This is a genomic window from Corynebacterium sp. 13CS0277 (assembly GCF_002994655.1).
Lineage (GTDB): Bacteria > Actinomycetota > Actinomycetes > Mycobacteriales > Mycobacteriaceae > Corynebacterium.
In genome coordinates, this window is the sequence record NZ_PPDL01000010.1 from 46,931 (window position 1) to 66,038 (window position 19,108).

Below are 19,108 nucleotides of genomic sequence, written 5' to 3' on the forward strand. Positions count from 1 at the left end.
CCTTAGTCTACGTTGTTAGCGCCACACCACGGCAGTTGCGACCGCAGCCCGGCCCTCCCCCCGGCCCGTGAACCCCATGTGGTCCGTCGTCGTCGCCGACACATGCACCGGTGCGCCCAAAAGCCGCGACATGACCTCCTGGGCTTCCTGCCGCCGGGGGCCCATCTTCGGGGTCTGCCCCACCAACTGCACGGCGGCATTGCCGATGGTAAACCCGTTGTCGCGGGCGAAGCTCGCCACCTCCTCGAGCAGCTGCGCGCCGCTCACGCCGGCGTACTCGGGACGGCCCACCCCCACAAAGGAGCCTAAGTCGCCCAGGCCCGTGGCGCTGAGTACCGCATCGACGACCGCGTGGGCGACAACATCCCCATCGGAATGCCCCTCGCAGCCATCCGCGTCCGGGAAATGCAGGCACGCAATCCAGCAGTCTTTACCCGCTTCCACGCGGTGAGCGTCCGTCGCAATACCAACCTGGGGAACAATCATGCACTTCACTGTAGCGCGAGAAAATGCTCCGCCAGCACTATGTCGACGGGGTGGGTGATCTTCAGCGCCCGCTGATCCCCCGGGATCGTGGCCACCGTGCCGCCGGCAGCCTCAATGAGGCTCGCATCGTCCGTGCCCTCCAGGCCGAGGGCGAAGGCCCGGCGCAGGGCGCCCGCACGGCACGCCTGCGGCGTCTGCACCGCCCGCAACGACGCACGCGGCGGAGTACCGGTCACCATGCCGTCGGCGTCCACAGTTTTCACCGTGTCGCTCACAGGCAGCACCGGCACCACGCAATCCACCCCTGCGGGGAGCTCACACAGGCTGGTAATGAGCGACACCGGCACCAGGGCGCGCGCCGCATCGTGGACGAGCACCACCTCATCGTCCGGCACATCCAGCGCCTCAAGGGCACAGCGCACCGAATCGACACGCTCCGCGCCACCGTCCACGAGCACCGCCCCCGGGCACTGGGCCGCCGCCAGCGGCCGCATCTCGGGCGCCACGGCGATGACGATGCGCTCGATGCCTGCCTGCCGCAGCGCCTCAAAGGAGCGCTGCAGCAGCGAGACTCCCCCGAGCTCCACGAAAGCTTTCGGGATCCCCGCCCCCAGGCGGGCACCCACGCCCGCCGCCGGAATCACCGCAGCAACCATTAGTCGTCGAAATCAATATCGTCGAGATCGACGTCATCATCGACGACGTCCTCGGCCTTCGGGGCCTCCCCAGAGGCGCGCTGCTTATCCAACGCCGCCTGCATGAGAGCCTCCAGCTCATCGGCCTTCTTCTCATCGACCTTGTCGGCCAGGGCCAACTCGCCCACCAGCACCTGACGGGCCTTGGCCAACATGCGCTTCTCACCAGCGGACAAACCACGGTCCTGATCGCGGCGCCACAAATCGCGCACCACCTCAGCGACCTTGTTCACGTCGCCGGAAGCCAGCCGCTCCTGGTTCGCCTTGTAGCGGCGAGACCAGTTCCCGGCCTCCTCCACATCAGTTTCCCGCAGCACGGAGAACACCTTGAGCAGGCCCTCCTCGCCGACGACGTCGCGCATGCCGACCAACTCCACGTTGTCGACAGGCACCCGCACCACCAGGTCAGACTGGTTAATCTGCAACACCAGGTACTCGAGAGTTTCCCCAGCAATCTCACGGGTCTCGATGTCCGTGATGACAGCAGCGCCGTGATGCGGATAGACAACAGTGTCGCCGACCTTGAAATCCATGGGTTTAGAAACGCTCCTTCACACGTCGCCCGGTATAGCCGTCCGATTCTAACACGCGGGAACTACCCCCACCTGTGGGTAGGGAACTATGTTCCGACCACCCCCACCGAGTAGGCTTGGATAGAACTGACTGACCACCCTTAACGCCTCAGATGGAGGGCAAATAAAGTGATGTCCCGAACCGCGGCCGCCCGCCGCGTCGCCGTAGCCGCCCTTGCTGTGTCCCTGGCAGCCTGCTCCGCCGGCCAGGTCACCCAGACCTCCGACCAGGTGGCCGCCGTCGATGGCAACTCCGCCAACTCTGCCAACAACAGCGTCGCCGTCCGCGACGTCACCATCGTCCTCGAGCAGAACAATGCCGCGGCCCTGAAGTTCACCGCCGTCAACCAGGACCCCACCAACGTCGACCACGTGCTCAAGTCCGTGTCCGTCGACGGTGAGGACGCCGGCATCGACACCCTCACCATCAAGCCGGGCTGCTCCGTGGTCGCAGGCCCCGCCTCCCTCATCGACGAGATGAAGAAGGTCAACGACATCTGCATCACCTACGTGGAGGCCCCGCTGGCCAACCCCGGCTTCGCCGCCGGCGGCAACAAGGACGTCACCTTCACCTTCGACACCGAAGACATCACCCTGCCGGCCACCATCAACGGCGTCGTCCTCGAGGCCGGCACCGAAGAGCGCAACGCCTCCCAGGACGTCGACGCCTTCCAGCACGGCGAGAAGCACTAAGCTTCCCCCACTCGAGCAAGCCCCACCCAGCCCGGTGGGGCTTTTCTCATGCCTGTGGACCAAGGTTCGCGTCCCCTCCCACCAGCGCACACGGAGTGGGTGGGGTGAGTTATCCACAGGCTTGCGCGCACCCTCTAGATTTCTGCTTGGCTGTGCTCTTAGGGTGTGCGGCATGGATTGGATCAGCCTCACTAAGGCCATGCCCAGCATGACCTCCGAACAGCGGCGCGCAGCGATGGAACAAGCGCAGCCGCAGCTTCGCGCTGCCCAACACCTCCTCGCCGAATACGCCTACTACGCCGATAAAGACCACGCCGGCGACGAGGTCGGATCCCCGCGCACCGAGGACTACCTCGCCGAGCTCTACGCCGTGCCCACCCGGGAAGCAAAGAAGCTCATCACCCGGGGCGCGTCGATGTACAAGCCGGTGCGGAAAGACCAGCGCGCAGCGCAAGCAGAATTCCGCGACATGCACCTGGGTGGGCAGCTGAGCGACGCCACGGTCGATGACATCAATGCTGCGGTGGTGAAAGCCAATGAGGGCAAGGCCACCCCGGAGGATCCCGCAGCGCGATTGGAGCTTGCGCGCCTGGTGGCTGGTCGGCCGATCAAGGACGCGAAGCGCATGTTGAAGGAACGCCAGGAGCCGGCTTCTGATCGTGAGCCGGCGAAGCCGGGGGCGGAAAGCCTGCACTGGAGCAGCACCACGGACTCAGATGGCCTGTACACCTTGACGGCGAAGTGCAATCCGACGACGAAGGGTCTACTCGATGGGTTTATCGCCCAGGGGGAGGCCGTGATGAAAGGAGCCCTGCGGCACACCAAGAAATCAAAGAAGAAGAAGGATGATGAGGGGCCGAACCCGGCATGGCTTGCGATCGAGGGTTTGAAGCGTGCCATCACTTTGGGTAGTGGGGCGCCTGCCCTGGTGGTGAGTGTCACCGCCCAGGAGTTGTTGGGCACCCAGGCTGAGTACTTGGGCAGTCATGGTGGCACGTTGAATGGTCACGAGGTGCAGGCTTTGATTGATGAGGCGGATTGGTGGTTGTGTATCCACGATCCGGTCACCTTTGTCCCCATCGCACTGGGCCGCACCGAAAGGCTCGCAACGGTGGCGCAGCGGATTGCGTTGCACGCGGAGCAGGGTGTGTGCCAGGCGGAGGGGTGTAATCAGGGTAGTGCCCGGTGTCAGGTGCATCATTTGAAGGCCTGGCGGTATGGCGGGAAGACCGATGTGGGGAATTTGGCGTTGTTGTGTGCCAGGCATCATGGGTTGAACCGGGACGCGGGGCCGAACCGCAGCCGGGGTCAGTTCCAGCGGGACGCGGACGGGAAAGTCAGATTCAAGTTCCGTGGCCGGGCCACGGAGGGTGAGTCGACGATGTCGCGGTTTGCGGCGGGTGAGACGTTGCGGCATTTGCGGGGGCCGTAGGCGGTGGGGCGTGAGCAGCCCCCGGATCCAGGGGTGGTCCGGGGGCTACTCGTCGTGCCTGCATGACAAAACCCCCGGGCTGTGGGGCCCGGGGGTTTCATCAGTGGGGGTTAGTCCTGCTTACGGCGGCGGGACGCGCCCACCAGCAGGGAGCCAAGCACGATCAGGATCGCGCCGCCACCCACAACACCGATGACGGAAGCACCAGTGTTGGCGAGGTAACGAACCTCAGCGAGGGTCCGCGGGATGCCCTTCTCCGGCAGCTTCGTTGCCGGTGCGGGCTGCGCGGGCTGCTGCGGCTGCGGCTGCGGTGCCGGCTGGGCCGGAACCTCTGCGGCAGGCGGTGCCGGCGGCGTCGGGGTGGAGGAACCACCGCCGATGATTGCCGGGATCAGCAGGCCCGGGAGCAGCGGCCACAGCGGGATGCTGGAGGATTCCTCCTGCTTCCCGGCGGGCACGCGGGACTCGGACTCGTTGGAGGTCACCGTGGTCTCGCCGGTGGTGCCGGTGGCGGTGGCCACGTTGACCACAGCGCCGTCCGCTGCATCCTTGGCAGTCACCGTGTACTCGCTGGAGCGGCACGTGGTGGACTGGCCCGGCTCGAGGGTGGTGGCCTCACAGGTCACCGCGCCGACCTTCGGGTCGTTGATGCGGATGTTCTCCAGGGTCGTGTTGCCCGTGTTGGTCACGGTGAAGGTGTAGGTCAGGGACTGGCCTTCCTTCACCGGGCCGGCCTGGTCGGCACGCTTGACGAGCGCCAGGGCCGGGGCATCCACGGTCACCGTCGGGACGGTGAACTCCGCCTCGGCGACCGGGGAGGTGACCTCGGTGCCGTTCGGGGTGACCGGCAGGCCCTTCGCGGTGGCGGTGTTGACCACGCGGCCGATGGCTGCGTCTGCCTCCGTGACCTTGTGGGTCTTGGTGCAGGTGGTCGACTCGCCGACCTTGAGCTCGCCCTCACCGCAGGTAAAGGTGTCGCCGAACATCGCGTCGGAGACCACAACCTTCACCAGGTCCACATCACCGGTGTTGGTGACGGTGAACTCGTAGGTGACGGTGTCGCCCACGGCGTAGGAGGTGTTGCCCTTGATGGTCTTCTTCAGGCCGATCGCCGGGTTCTTCACCGGTGCGGGCACCGTGAACTCTGCGTGATCCGGGGCGGACACAACGGCCAGCTCCGGGCGGGCAGCATCGACGCCCTTGGCGGTGGCCACGTTGACCACAGTGCCAGCCTTGGCATCAGCCTCGGTGACGATGTGAGTCTTCGTGCAGGTGGTGGACTCGCCGACCTTCAGCGCGCCCTCACCACAGGTGAAGTCCTCGCCGAACATCGGGTCGCTCACCACAACCTTGTCCAGATCCACTGCGCCAGTGTTGGTGACGGTGAAGGTGTAGGTCACCTTCTCGCCGACCGTGTACACGGTGCCGCCGGTGATGGCCTTGTCGATGGCGATCGACGGGGCACCCGGGGCGGGAACCGTGAACTCGGCAGTCGCCGGGGTGGAGGACACCGGGGTGCCCTTCGGGTCCACGCCCTTGGCGGTGGCCACGTTGACCACAGTGCCAGCCTTAGCATCAGCCTCGGTGACGATGTGAGTCTTCGTGCAGGTGGTGGACTCGCCAACCTTCAGCGCGCCCTCACCACAGGTGAAGTCCTCGCCGAACATCGGGTCACTCACCACAACCTTGTCCAGGTCCACTGCGCCGGTGTTGGTGACAGTGAAGGTGTAGGTCACCTTCTCGCCAACGGCGTACTGGTTGACGCCGTTGATGGTCTTCTCCAGCGCGATGCGCGGAGCACCCGGGGCGGCGGGAACCGTGAACTCGGCGATGGCCGGGGTGGAGTTCACCTGGGTACCAGACGGATCCACACCCGCAGCCGATGCCACGTTGACGACCTTGCCGGCCTTGGCGTCAGCCTCGGTGACCTTGTGGGTCTTCTCGCACGTCGTCGTCGCACCCGGAGCAAGCTCCGACTCAACGCACACGAAGGGCTCTTCGCCGAACATGCGGTCCGCGACGGTGACGTTCTTCAGCGTCGTCTCACCGGTGTTGGTGACGGTGAACTCGTAGGTGACGAGCTGGTCGACGGTGTACTCGGTGCCGCCCTTGATGGACTTCACCAGCGCGATGGAGGAGTTCGCCGGAACCACGACCGGGGCCGGGACCGTGAACACTGCCTTGTCCGGGTTGGACTCGACAGTGGCGCCGAACTCGTCCTCACCCGCAGCGGTGGCGGTGTTGATGACGGTCTTTGCCGCAGCATCGACACCGGACACCACGTGGGTGGCGGTACAGGTGGTGGTCTCGCCCGGAGCCAGCTCCGTAGCGAGGCACTCCACCGAGGTGAACATCGGATCGTCGACGTGGACGTTCGTCAGCTTCTGCAGGCCAGTGTTCTCCAGGGTGAACACGTACTTCACGAGCTCGCCTTCGGCGTACTCGGTGGCGCCGTCGATGGCCTTCGTCAGCTTCAGGGAAGCTGCGCCCGGAACCACTGCCGGCGGCACGGTGAACTTGGCGTTCGCCTGGTTGGACTGCACCGGCCGGCCGTTGGCGCCGGTGGCAGAAGCCTGGGCAACGTTGACGACGGTGACGGCCTTGGCGTCAGCCTCGGTGACCTTGTGGGTCTTCTCGCACGTCGTCTTCGCCTTCGGAGCAAGCGTCGTCGCACCGCACTCGAACGGCTCCTCGCCGAACATCAGGTCGGTGATCATCACGTTGCTGACCGGGGTGTTACCCGTGTTGGTGACCGTGAACTCGTAGGTGACGGTGTCACCCACCGTGTACTCGGTCGCGCCCTTGATGGTCTTCTCCAGCGCGATGCTGGAGGGACCCTCGGCGGGCACCCGGAACTCAGCAGTCGCCGGGCCGGAAGCCACCGGCTTCTCAGCCGGATCCTTCGCGGACGCAGTTGCCACGTTCACCACAGTCCCCTTGGCCTTATCAGCCTCAGAAACGGTGTGGGTCTTCGGCTCACACGTCATCGACTCGCCCTTCGGCAAAGTACCGGCCTTACACAGGAACGGCTCCTCACCGAACATACGGTCCGTGATCATCACATCATGCAGATCCACATCACCAGTGTTGGTGACCGTGAACTCGTAGGTGACGGTGTCACCGACCGTGTACTCGGTCGCGCCCTTGATGGCCTTCGCAAGCTCGAGGCTCGACGGACCGTCCGGAGTCACCCGGAACTCAGCAGTCGCCGGGCCAGAAGCCACCGGCTTCTCAGCCGGATCCTTCGCAGACGCAGTCGCCACATTCACCACAGTCCCCTTGGCCTTATCAGCCTCGGTGACCTTGTGGGTCTGCGGGTCACACGTCATCGACTCGCCCTTCGGCAGAGTACCGGCCTTACACAGGAACGGCTCCTCACCGAACATGCGGTCCGTGATCATCACATCGTGCAGATCCACATCACCAGTGTTGGTCACAGTGAAGGTGTAGGTCACCTCCGCACCCACGGCGTACTCAGAACCACCATCGATGGCCTTCGCAAGCTCGAGGGCGGGCTGCGCCTGCGTCACGGTGAAGGTGGCGGTGTCCTCGTTGCCCGGGACCTGCTGGTCGTTGGGGTCGAGGGCACCCACCACTGCGGTGTTGACGACGGTGCGTGCCTCCTGGTCGGCGACAGTCACGGGGTGGGTGGCCTGACCGCAGGTCGCGGTCGCGCCCACCGGCAGGCTGTCGACGGCGCACACGACGCCGCCGAACATCGGGTCGGTGACCTCCACGCGGTGGAGATCAACGTCGCCGGTGTTGGTGACAGTGAAGGTGTACGTCACGTTCTCACCCACGGCGTAGACGGAACCACCAACGATGGCCTTGTCCAGCTTCACGCCGGGCACGAGTGGCTTCGGCACGTAGAAGGTGGCGGTGGAGTCGTTGGAGACGACGTCGCCGGATTCTGCGTGCGCGGTGTTACGCACCATGCCGTTGTCCTCGGGCTTGACCGTGTAGGTGCCGGAGCAGGTGATCGTCTTGTTGAGCGGCAGGTCGCCGCACTCGATCGGCTCACCGAGCATCGGGTCGATGACCTTCACGCCCTCGATCGGGGTGTTACCGGTGTTGGTGACGGTGAAGGTGTAGGTGACGAGATCGCCTGCACGGTACTCGTCGCCGCCGGTGATCTCCTTGACCAGGCTCATGGACGGAGCCGGGTCGGGGTCCCGTTCGGTGCGGATGGTCTCCCGGTCCGGGTTGGACTGGACGGACTTGCCGTAGGCGGGGACACCCTGGGCGACGGCCACGTTGGTGACGCGGCCGGCGCGGGCATCAGCCTCGGTGATGGTGTACTCCGGGCCCGGGCAGGTGACGGAGGTGCCCGGCTCGAGCGGCCCTGCAGCACAGGTGAAGGGCTTCTCGGCGAGCATCGGGTCGTCGACGGTGAGGTCGGTGATGGACACCTTGCCGGTGTTGGTCAGGGTGAAGGTGTAGGTGACCTTCTCCCCTTCCTTGTACACGCGGTCCTCGGCGACGGCCTTGTCCAGCTTCAGCGAGGACTCGGTGACGACGCGCACGACGGCGGCGTCGGTCGGCTCGGAGTCTTCGGCGTAGACCGGGGTGTCACCGTAGAGGCCGTTGACGGCGGCGGTGTTGTGGATTTCACCGAACTCGTCGGGCTCCGGGGCCTTCTTCAGCGGGACGGTCAGCCAGCAGGTGGCCTTCTCGCCCGGGTTCAGGGTGCCCAGGTTGCCCGGCTTCAGCTTCGCGCCGGCGCGCTCGGTGCCGGGGTGGCACTCCACGTCGGAGGCGACGTCGAGCTGCTCGTCGGCGATCTTCACCTTCTCCACAGGGAGCTGCGAGTTGTTCTCGACGGTGATGCGCCAGACGATGTTGCCGTTCTCCAACACCGGGGCGGTGTTGAGCGCGGACTTCTCGATCGCCAGGGTCGGCAGGCCCACGGTGACGGTCTCCACGTCCGGGTTCGACGTCGGCCGGTTGGGAACCGGGGTGTCCTTCGTCTGGTTCGGGCGCAGTGCGGTCGCGGTGGCGGTGTTGACCAGCTTGCCGGCCTTCGCATCCTCGGCGGTGAGCGTCAGCTCGCCGGAGGTGCAGGTGACGGTGCCGCCGTTGGCGGGGATCTCCACGTCCGGGCAGTCCACGGTCACGCCGCGGCTGGTGAGCACCTGGTCGGTGATCTCCGCGCCGTGGAGGGTGGTGGTGCCGGAGTTGGTGACAACGAACTCGTAAGAGACGCGGTCACCGGCGACGAAGGGATCCTTGCGCTCGCCGACGAGCTTCTTGTCCAGGCGCAGCTCGGTCTCCGTGGCGGGCACGGTGACAGTAGCGGTGTCGGACTTCGGCTCGAGGTCGGTGTCGCGGAACTTCGCGGTCATGGTGACGGTGTTGGGCAGGTCCTTGCCGGCCTCAACATCATCGGCGGTGACTTCGTAGGCGAAGGTGCAGGTGAACTTGTCGCCGACGGCCAGGGTCTTGCCGTCGCGGAAGTCACCACAGTCGAGCTTCGCCTTGCCCTTGGCCCAGACGTCGTCGAGGCGGACGTCCTCGAGGGGGACGTTGCCGGTGTTGGTGCCGACGATCTGGAAGTAGGCGGTCTCCCCTGCGGACAGAGCGATGCTCTTGTTCGCGGGGTTCTGCGCGTCGTAGTCGACGGTCTTGACCAGCTCGAAGGCCGGCTGGGCGTCGACGACGTGGACGGTGGCAGAAGACTCGGCGGTGTCAGTGACCTTGTCGCCGTCCGCGTTGGTGTAGCTGTAGCTCACGTCGGCGGTGTTGACGAGGTCGTCGCCGGCCACGACGTCGTCGATGGTGACGAAGTCGGGCACGTTGGCGCGGCAGGTGAAGCTCTGGCCGGGGGCCAGGGTGACCTTGTCGCCGAGGTCGAAGGCGGTGCCGTCGATGTCGCACTCGAAGGTCGGCTTGTCCTTGCCCTTGGGGTAGGTGTCGCCCAGCTTCACATCCGTCAAGGTGACGTTACCGTCGTTAGTGCCGGTGATGACCCAGTTGGCGGCGCCGCCGCTGGCGAGGGTCACATCCTTGGCATCGTTGACAGTCTTGTTCAGCGTCAGGTGGCCATCGGCATCACGCATGACGACGGTGGCGTCGGAGTCCTGCTTGAGCGGGGTCTCCACACCGTAGCCGTTGGTGTAGGTGCCGGTGAGGGTGGCGTCGTTGCGCAGGGACTCCTGCGCGTCCTGATCGTCCTGGGTGACGGGGTATTCCGCCACACAGGTGAACATCTCACCCGGTGCGAGGGCGTCGATGACGTCGCCGGGCACGAAGGTCCGGGTCGGGTCGGCGTCCATGGCACAGGTCACGGACAGTGCGGGCTCCTTGGCCCACTTGTCCGCGAGGGTGACGTTGCGCAGGGTGACGTTACCGGTGTTGCCGCCGGTGATGCGGAAGAAGGCGGACTCGCCCGCGTTCCGCTTGACGGTGTTGCGGTAGTTGCCGTCCTTGGCGCCTGCGACGGTCTTCACCAGTTCCATGTTGGGCACGGAGCCCGGAACGGTGATGGTGGCCTCGTCGTCATCGTTGACGGGGACCTCCTGGCCGTTGCCCTTGTCGAACACGGCAGTGACTTCGGCGGTGTTCTCCAGCGGGACCTGGTATTCCAGGTCGTCCTGGGTCACCTGGTACCCGGAGGTCACGCAGGTGACGATCTCGCCGGGGTTGAAGGTGAAGTTCGCCGGGTCGATGGCGTCACCGGTGGCGGCGTTGGTGCACTCGCGCAGCTCGAGAGCCGGCTTGTTGCGGCCCTCGGCGAAGGAGTCCACAATGTTCGCCTTCGTCAGGGTGACGTTACCGCGGTTCTCCACGGTAATGGTGAACACGCCTTCCTGGCCGACCTCGACGCGCTCGGCCTTCTTGCCGTTGATGCGCTTGGTCAGCTTGATGGACGGCGTTGCCGGCGGCATCGTGACGGTCGCGGTCGACTTGTCCTCGACGGCGACGTTCTTCTCATCCGCCGGATCCTTGCGGGTACCGGCGGTGACCTCGACGAGGTTGACGATGTCGCGGCCCACGTTGACGTCGGCCTGGGTGACCTCGTACGCCTCGTTCAGGGTGCAGCGCAGCTTCGCCCCGGGGGCGAACTCCAGCTCGGCGGGGTTGACCTCGGTCTCGCCGTCGAAGCAGGTGAACGCCGGGGTGGCGGCAGCGCCCTCACGGTAACTGCCCTCACCGTTGTAGTCGAAGGTGTCGACCAGGTTGACGCGGTGGAGGGTGGTGTTACCGGTGTTGGTGACCCAGAAGTCGAAGAGCACCTTCTCGCCGGCAGCCTTCGCCTTGTAGTTCTGCGGCTCGGCTTCGTCGATCGGAGCGGACTCCTCGCGGGCTGCCTTGACCACCTTGATGGCGGGCTGCGTCGGCACGGGGCTGATATCCGCCGGGTCCTCGAGGGACTCCTCCGGGGAGTTGTCCGGGTTGCCCTTGTGGTAGTTGACCTGGGCAATGTTCTCGATCTTGACGCCCTCGTCGACGTCGGCCTGGGTGACGGTGTACTGGCCGGAGCACAGCAGCGTCTTGCCGACCTCGAGGGTGTCCTCGCCGTTGAGCGCGAACTCCTTGTTGTCGGAGTCCTTACAGGTGAAGGTGACACCGCGGAAGTCGTCGGTGAACTTCACCTTGGTGGCGCGCACGTTGGACTCGTTGGTGATACGCGCGGTCCAGGTGACGACGTCACCGGCCTTGACGTTCTCCTTGGAGTTGCGGCCGTCGACCATCTTGACGAGCTTGAGCTCGCCGTCGATGGCGGGGACGGTCACCGTGGCGGTCGCTTCGCCGCCGTCGATGAGCTCACCCTGGGGGGATTCGCCCGTGGCGGAGGCGGTGTTGGGCAGCTCCTTCTGGTTGTCGATGTCGTCCTGCGTCACCTCGTAGGTGGCGTAGCAGACGACCTCGTCACCAGCGCCGAGGGTATCGCCGCTGTTCCAGCCGTTGTCGCAGTTGAGGGCGAGCGGTGCACGACCGGCCCACTCGTCCTTGACGACGACGTTGCTCAGGGTGGTGTTACCCGTGTTCCGCAGCGTAATGGCGAAGGTTGCGGACTGGTTGAGGCCGCGCTCGATGGTCTCCTCGGTCGCGGAGTAGCGGTCGGCGCCGACGAACTTGTCGATCGTCAGGCCCGGCGACTGCGCCTTCGGAGTCACGGTGACGGAATCTTCACCGGTGACCGTGGTGCTCTCGTCGGGGTTGCGCGGGTTCGTTGCCGTACCCGTCACAGCCACGCGATTGACCATGTCTTCCTGGGTGTCGATCATCGACCCTGGCGTCGTCAGCACGTAGGTACAGGTGATCGTCTTGCCCGGTGCAAGTGCACGGGTGCCGTCGATCGGGAAGTAGCCGCCCTCGGAGTCTTCACACCGGATGGTGGCGTTCTCAACGGCGGTGCCGTTGTTCACGTCCTCGAACGTGACGTCGCGGAGCGTGACCTTGCCCGTGTTGGTGAAGACCACCTGGTACTCGACGCGCTCGTTGTTGCCAGCGAGTGCACCGCGATCGAAGCTGGTGTCATCGTCGAGGTTACGGACAGCCTTGACGACCTCGATGGCCGGGTCTTCCTTCGGGATGACGATCGTGGCCGTGTCGGGGTCGCCGACGAACGGTGCACGGTTGTCTTCCGTGGTGAAGTAGTCGCCCTTCGGCGTCGCCTTATTCGGCAGATCGCGCTGGGCATCCAGGTCAGCCTGGGTCACCTCATAGGTCGCAGAGCACAGGATCTCCTCGCCGGGAGCGAGGGTATCCGTCCCGAGCACGAACTCGTCCTCGGTGCCTTCGAAGACACAGGTCAGCGGTTCGGTGAAGACCTTGCCGCCGAAGTCGTCGTCGATGGCGACGTGGTTCATGGACACGTTGCCGTCGTTGACAACAGCGATGGTGAACTGGGCCTTCTCGCCGACGTTCTTTTCGACGCTCTTCTCATTGTCGACCTTCTTGGTCAACGTGAGGTGCGGCTTACGCTCGACGAGCGGAACCTTCGCCTCGCCCTTATCGTCGACGACGCGGGAGTTGTACTTACCCGTGATCGTCGCGGTGTTGAGGAGGTTGGTCTGCTTGTCGATGTCTTCCTGGGTGATGCTGCCCTTCGGCCACACTGCGGTACAGCGGTAGCCTTCGCCCACACCAAGGTTGATGCCGGGCTCGTCGAGGATGCTGGCGCCGGAGCCGGACAGGTCACGCTTCGCGCGGACCGGCAGGCTCATCGGAACCTCTCCGTCATCGTCATCATCGTCATCGGTCGACTCTGCGGTCAGCGAGTCGTCCGCCTCGTCGGATGCGACGGGCTCCATTTCCTGACCAGCGGCGTCGAAGTAGACGCACTCGAGCTCGAGCTGCGGGTCGCGCACGAAGACGTCCTTCAAGACGACCTCGGTGAGCGGCACGTCGCCGGCGTTCTTACCCTCGAGGGTGAAGGTGGCGTCGCCGTCGAGATCGCGGCCGACCTCGGGATCGTTGACAGTCTTGTCCAGGGTGATCTTCGGCTCGGCCACGTAGTAGCCAAAGTCGACGTCCTTGATGGCCTCGCGCTCGCCGCCGTTACGGACGGGGCTGAAGCCGTTGATGATCAAGGTGCCGGAGGTCCAGGAACCCACATTGGCCTTGTCCTTGCCGGACTCGGTGTTGATCTCCTGGTCGGAGGCCGGAGTGACGACGACCTTGTAGTTACCTGCAGGCAGGTTGTCGAAGGCGTAGTCGCCCTGGCCGGCGGGCACCACGGTCTCGGCGTAGGGCCGCTCGTCACAGCGTTCGCTGCCGTCGGCCTCCGCGTAGCAACGGAGAAGCTTCACCACGTGCGCGGTCGGCGCGGGGATGTCACCGTCGTTATCGTCACCGTCACGGTTCTTGTCTTCGTAGATGGTGCCGGAAATGAGGCCGGAGTACACCTCGGTTTCGACAGCATCCGGCGCCGGGGCACCCGGGGCGCCCTGCAGCTTGCCGTCCTCGGACGGGCTAATGGAGACCACACCAATGGAGTTGGCGTAGATATCGCCGTTGTTGTTGCGGTCCGTACCCATCGGAATGTAGTAGGTGCGGTTCGCCTCAGACACGAAGGACTTCGACTGGAAACGCAGTGCGGTGATACGCGGACCCTTGTTCGGGCCGCGCTGCTTCTCGATAACCTCGGGAGTCAGCACCTCCCACGTCGAGTCGTTGCGCTTCGCATCAACGCTGCGGCCCCACTTTTCGGCCATTGCCTGGCACAGCACCAAGTCCTCTTCGGACGCGGTGGGCGGGCACTGGGAAATCGAAGCCGAGGGTGCGGTGGTGTATTCGATCGGCAGGGACTGGTCGTCACCCGCGTAGCGGGGCATCTCTTCGAGCCAGTACTCACCGGAGTACTTGGTGCCGCGACCATCACCGTTGTAAGGCAGCAGGTCGATGTAGTCCGACGGACCGAAGGAGGCCTTCGTCTGGTTCTGGATGTTCACGGCGTGGGTGAACTTGTTGTTCACCGGAACCAGCGAATCCATGGCGGCCTTCTGCGCCAACACGACGTCCACAGCGGGGATCGTGATCTCAATACCATTGGACTGGGAGTCCAGCGGCTCGTAGGCTGCCGGCTCCGGCTGCCCCTTGGGGCCCCAGGTCACCTTGCTGATCACCTTGACATCTTGGCCCGGCTGTGCGGACAGGGTGTCAGTGAAGGGCGTCGCGTTGGGATCAACGTTCGGAGTACCAGTCAGACTCCACGTGTCCAGCACCTTGAAGTGGTTGTTCGGTGCCGCCCACACGGGGGTGAACACCGGGAACTCGAGGAGGTTCTGCTTCGTGCCGAAGTACTTGCCACTGAAGGGGGTGTCAGATGTGGCCGGATTCTTCAGGTACGTAGCCTGGTACTTTTCAAACTCTTCCGGGGTGTACCACGGCTGGTTGTACGGGTCGGTCGAGGGCTCGGTGCCCAGCGCCCAGGTCTGCTCGATGTAGCGGTTGGCATCGAAGCCACAGTCGCTCGGGTCATCGGAAGCCGGGCCGCCAATGAAACGGGAGTTCTTCGGCAGCAGGTCGACGTCCACATCCAGACACTTCGACAGGTAGGTGCGGTGCACGACCTGAACAGGCTTGTTGTCCGTATCGAGGATGGTGGAGTTCACGGCGTTGAGGCCGTTGACGAATTTAATGCCCGGAACGGACTTCACGACGTACTTCTGGCGACCCAGAGTCAGCACCTCGGGAGCCTTGTAGCTCAAGTCCACCTTCGACACTCCAGCCTTCGGGCGGGAGAACAGAATGCGGGATTCGAGCTTCTTGGGCTCCATGCAGCCACCCGTCACAGTGGCGTAATTCTTGGTAATCGAGTAGGTGCCGCCAGCCTTGGATTCAGCCTTCGGAGCAGCTTCCAAGTTGGTCGGGTTCGCGCCCTTGACCATGTACTGGATCGTGATGGGACGCTCAGACAGCTTGACACCCGGCAGCGCAATGTAGAAGCCGGAGATCTTCGTCAGGCTGCCAACAACGGCGTTGAAGTCCCGGTTGATGCCCTTATCGGCATCGTAGACGGTCTCCCAGTTGAGCTTGTCGCAGTTGGTGCCGTCACCAGACTCGGTGGTCAGATAAATCTTTGCGTTCGGGAACGCGTCCTGCAGACGACCGCCACCGGGGCCCTTGAGGAAGTTTTCGGCGACATACTGATCGCCGGCGGTCCAACCGATGCAGATCCGGGGATCCTGCTTCACCGCGTCGGGGGCGAGGATGATCTTCACGTCCGCCTGGTCGAGCGGTTCCACGTCGAGGTTGCTGTCCGCCATCGACACCCAGTCGACATTTTCAGCACTGGGGTTCGAGTTACGACGGGAATCGAACTTCTGGGTCACACCACACTGCTTATCGCCGGGAACACATTCCTTCTCGACGGTGATGGTGGTCTTGCCACAGTTGTTGTTCTTGATGCCGCCGCGCCCCTCAACAGAACCCTGGGCAGCGTCGGCCGTGGAGACGGAGCACTCCTGGCCGTTACCGGGGTCGACAACATTGTTGCCGAGGGCAGCATTGCCCGCGAACGGCGGCACGTTAATGCCGTCGCCCTGGAGCGATTCGAGCGACTTGGTCGGGTTACCTTCCGCGTCGACGACATCCATGCGCATCATGTACGAGTTCGCACCGAGCTGCAGACGGTTTTCGGGGATGTAGAACTTGAACAGCGCAGGGTGCGACAAGCCGCCAAGAACCTTCGGGTTCGCACTGGTGTAGCGGGCGTCGATGTAGGGGTTGCCCTTGTCGTCAAGCTTCGTTTCGACGGGCTTGCCGTCGTAGAACGCCAGCACTTCCTTGCCCCAGTCAGCGCCAGCCAGGTCCAGGGTGGCGCGCGTCAGCTGGTCAGCGGAGATGCTGTTGGTGATGCCAAGGTGCTTGTTGTAGTACTCCTTGCCATTGACCTTCGGCATGATGACGCCGGTCACCTCGTTCCAGGAACGCGGCAGATTAGCCTTCGCGGACACGCCACGGTAGCGGGTGCCCACCTGTGCACCAGTCTCGTCGTCGGCGATACATTCACCGGCGGGAGCCGTCGGAGAAAAGTCGGTCGAGCCGGCAGAGTCGCCGCCGAAGGTGGTCCACACCGGGTCGGCGTTCTGCACAAGGATCTGCTGATCGTAGCGGTTCGCCTCAAGCACGTTGAGCTTGCGCTCCGTGTGCGCGACACCGAGTTCGGTGACTTCCTTGCCTTCAATACCCTCGACGCGCACGCCGAGACCATAGGTGCCGCCCTGCTTTTGGCTCAGGCTGCGGGGCTCCTTGGTGCTCGCCGTACCCTTCCAGGCGATGGCGTACGTTGCACCGTCAAGCTGCTTGAAGTTGAAGGTGTAGGAACCATCAGTGTTCTTCTTGTACGTCACACCGGTGGTGGCCACGAGGTCGAAAACGATCTCCGGGCTCTGCGTCGGCGCCGCCTGGCCAGGCAATGCCTCAATGGTCTCCCAGAAAGGAGTGAGGCGCAGCTCGCGGTCCTTCGGGCCGGTTTCCACAGAGAACGACAGCTGGTACGTGGCCTTGTCGCCCGCACACATGTTGTTGTCCTCCGGGCTTTCATCACCGAGGGCATAGCCATTCTTCTCGTTGATGACACAGGGCCCGTCGCTCAGATTCGATGCGGTCCCGGGCTTCTGTCCGCGACCCGCACCGGCCAGCGCGGTGTTGAACTTAATGACGGCGCCGTCGTCACGGTAAGTGACGGATCCGGGGCCGTACACGTCATCGTCACTGTCGGCAGCTGCAGCAGTGATGAGGTCATCATCAGCTGCCGCAGGCGCTGCTGCAGCATCCGCCGGGGCGGGCGCAGGGGTCTCCTGCGCCAGCACAGCGGGCGGGCTTGCCACCAGAGCGATGACGACAAAGAGGGATCCGAGCAGCGCCACCACGCGGGTGGCGAAGTCTCGAACCAGACTTGTCTTGGGCATTGATACTCCGTTGATGGGTGTCAGGGGTTTTGCCTGGGCCTTTGCGGCGGGGTGACCGCCGAGGTGGACGCGCGCAAGGTACACGTGTGCCCAGGCCAGCACCCCCATGTTTCCAAATAGTCACACCAAAATCAAACAATTTTCTCAGGCTCGTCTCATGTGCTACCTCGACAGGCAGGCCATCCGGCCTGCACAAATGCATAAAATTCACAACCTGAGGACTATGCCCCCACCCGGGGGTGACACATCGCCCGAAAAGTCACACCAGGTCACGGAATGACACCAGTGTCACCCTTTTGACCTACCCCCAGGATGAGCCGTTGCGTCCGCGTCACCTGCCGAGATTCCCGTGCGGCCCAACGCGGCCATGCACCACACTCCCCACACTGTGAATATGACGAAGCTCACGGGCGCATATGACAGTGGTTGCCACACAGGTCACCTCCTTGCCGCCAGAATCCATCATCGTCGTGCTACGTCATCGGTACTATCGACCCATGGCTAAAAAGCAGCGCACCACCCACGTCTGTTCCGAGTGCGGGTACTCCAGCCCCAAGTGGTTGGGCCGCTGCCCCGAGTGCGGGGCGTGGGGCACCCTCGCCGAGCATGTGGAGGCCGCCCCCGGCACCCCTACCGCCGCGCCCCGCAGCCTGGCACCGACGAACCCGGCGCAGAAGATCACCGCCGTCGCGGCGACCGCCGCCCAGGCCTGGCCGACGGGCATCGGGGAGCTCGACCGGGTGCTCGGGCACGGCATCGTGCCGGGCTCCGTGGTGCTGCTCGCCGGCGAACCCGGCGTCGGCAAGTCCACCCTGCTGCTGGAGGTCGCGGCCCGCTGGGCGGGCACCGACGGCCGCACCGCCCTCTACGTCACCGCCGAAGAGTCCGCCGGCCAAGTGCGCCTGCGGGCGGAACGCACCGGCGGCCTCGTCGACACCTTGTACCTGGCCGCCGAATCCAACCTCGACGTCGTCTTCGGCCACGTCGACGCCATCCGCCCCAGCCTCCTCATCGTCGACTCGGTGCAGACGATGCACGCCTCCGGCGTCGACGGCGTGGCCGGCGGCGTCGCCCAATCCCGGGCCGTGACGGCGGCACTGACGTCGCTCGCGAAGACCCGCAACCTGCCCGTCATCCTCGTCGGCCACGTCACCAAGGACGGCCAGGTCGCCGGCCCCCGCACACTGGAGCACCTGGTCGACGTGGTGCTCAACTTTGAGGGCGACCGGCACTCCTCCCTGCGGATGCTCCGCGGCATCAAAAACCGCTTCGGTGCGACCGACGAGGTCGGCTGCTTCGAACAGCACGGGGACGGCATCCACGAGGTCGCCGACCCCTCCGGGTTGTTCCTCTCCCACCAGCAGGGCACCCCCGACGGCACCGCCGTCACCGTCGCCATGGATGGGGTGCGCCCCATCCTCGCCGAAGTGCAATCCCTCCTCGTCGACACCCCGGCGAAGAATCCCCGCCGGGCCGTCACCGGCCTGGACGCCACCCGGGTGCCGATGGTGCTCGCCGTCCTCGCCGCCCGGGCGGGACTTGTCACCGCCGACAAGGAGGTCTACATCGCCACCGTCGGCGGCATGAAGATCGGGGAACCGGCCTCCGATCTCGCGGTCGCCGTCGCCACCGCCTCCGCGGCCCGCGGCACTCCCATCCCCCAGGGCACCGTCATCCTCGGGGAGGTGGGCCTCGCCGGCGAAATCCGCCGCGTCCACGGCATCGAACGCCGCATCAACGAGGCCCGCCGCCTCGGCTACCCGCACGCCATCGTCCCTCACGGCTCCGGGGTCGACGGCGCGCACGAGGTCGCCACCCTCGCGGACGCGCTCCGCGCCGTCGGCCTGAAATAACACAACCCCGCACCAC

The 19,108-nt window shown here is 64.9% G+C and carries 7 protein-coding genes; 3 read left to right on the forward strand and 4 right to left on the reverse strand.

The annotated features are described in order from the left end of the window. Positions 1-15: 15 nt before the first annotated feature. From ispF to C1Y63_RS05815, 3 genes are read right to left on the reverse strand one after another with little or no spacing between them, the layout of a single operon-like run. Positions 16-486 (reverse strand): 2-C-methyl-D-erythritol 2,4-cyclodiphosphate synthase, encoded by a 471-nt coding sequence (gene ispF, locus C1Y63_RS05805; protein ID WP_369831023.1) that lies wholly within the window; start codon positions 484-486, stop codon positions 16-18. A gap of 5 nt (positions 487-491) precedes the next feature. After that, positions 492-1,142 (reverse strand): 2-C-methyl-D-erythritol 4-phosphate cytidylyltransferase, encoded by a 651-nt coding sequence (gene ispD, locus C1Y63_RS05810; RefSeq protein WP_106015528.1) that lies wholly within the window; start codon positions 1,140-1,142, stop codon positions 492-494. Then, on the reverse strand, positions 1,142-1,714 hold the full coding sequence (locus tag C1Y63_RS05815; RefSeq protein WP_106015529.1) for a CarD family transcriptional regulator: 573 nt from the start codon (positions 1,712-1,714) through the stop codon (positions 1,142-1,144). The genes ispD and C1Y63_RS05815 overlap by 1 nt, the downstream gene beginning before the upstream one ends. Before the next feature lie 171 nt (positions 1,715-1,885). Between C1Y63_RS05815 and C1Y63_RS05820 the strand changes: the two genes are divergently transcribed. Both C1Y63_RS05820 and C1Y63_RS05825 read left to right on the forward strand, forming a co-directional pair. Continuing rightward, the gene (locus C1Y63_RS05820) at positions 1,886-2,446 is read left to right on the forward strand and encodes a hypothetical protein (RefSeq protein WP_106015530.1); all 561 of its coding nucleotides are present in this window, start codon (positions 1,886-1,888) and stop codon (positions 2,444-2,446) included. A 172-nt stretch (positions 2,447-2,618) separates the two neighbouring features. Further along, complete coding sequence (locus C1Y63_RS05825; protein ID WP_106015531.1) at positions 2,619-3,878, forward strand: HNH endonuclease signature motif containing protein; 1,260 nt, start codon at positions 2,619-2,621, stop codon at positions 3,876-3,878. 110 nt (positions 3,879-3,988) lie between these two features. Here the strand turns inward: C1Y63_RS05825 and C1Y63_RS05830 are convergent, their stop codons facing one another. Further along, positions 3,989-17,239, reverse strand: coding sequence for a DUF11 domain-containing protein (locus tag C1Y63_RS05830; RefSeq protein WP_146128875.1), 13,251 nt, complete (start codon positions 17,237-17,239; stop codon positions 3,989-3,991). A 497-nt stretch (positions 17,240-17,736) separates the two neighbouring features. Between C1Y63_RS05830 and radA the strand changes: the two genes are divergently transcribed. Further along, positions 17,737-19,092: a DNA repair protein RadA gene (gene radA / locus C1Y63_RS05835; protein WP_106015533.1), complete on the forward strand. Its 1,356-nt coding sequence runs from the start codon at positions 17,737-17,739 to the stop codon at positions 19,090-19,092. The last annotated feature ends 16 nt before the right edge of the window (positions 19,093-19,108 follow it).

Bases quoted from the DNA above. Each gene is read 5' to 3' on its own strand.
- ispF (WP_369831023.1), bottom strand. From the start codon at position 486: ATGATTGTTCCCCAGGTTGGTATTGCGACGGACGCTCACCGCGTGGAA.
- ispD (WP_106015528.1), bottom strand. From the start codon at position 1,142: ATGGTTGCTGCGGTGATTCCGGCGGCGGGCGTGGGTGCCCGCCTGGGG.
- C1Y63_RS05815 (WP_106015529.1), bottom strand. From the start codon at position 1,714: ATGGATTTCAAGGTCGGCGACACTGTTGTCTATCCGCATCACGGCGCT.
- C1Y63_RS05820 (WP_106015530.1), top strand. From the start codon at position 1,886: ATGTCCCGAACCGCGGCCGCCCGCCGCGTCGCCGTAGCCGCCCTTGCT.
- C1Y63_RS05825 (WP_106015531.1), top strand. From the start codon at position 2,619: ATGGATTGGATCAGCCTCACTAAGGCCATGCCCAGCATGACCTCCGAA.
- C1Y63_RS05830 (WP_146128875.1), bottom strand. From the start codon at position 17,239: ATGCCCAAGACAAGTCTGGTTCGAGACTTCGCCACCCGCGTGGTGGCG.
- radA (WP_106015533.1), top strand. From the start codon at position 17,737: ATGGCTAAAAAGCAGCGCACCACCCACGTCTGTTCCGAGTGCGGGTAC.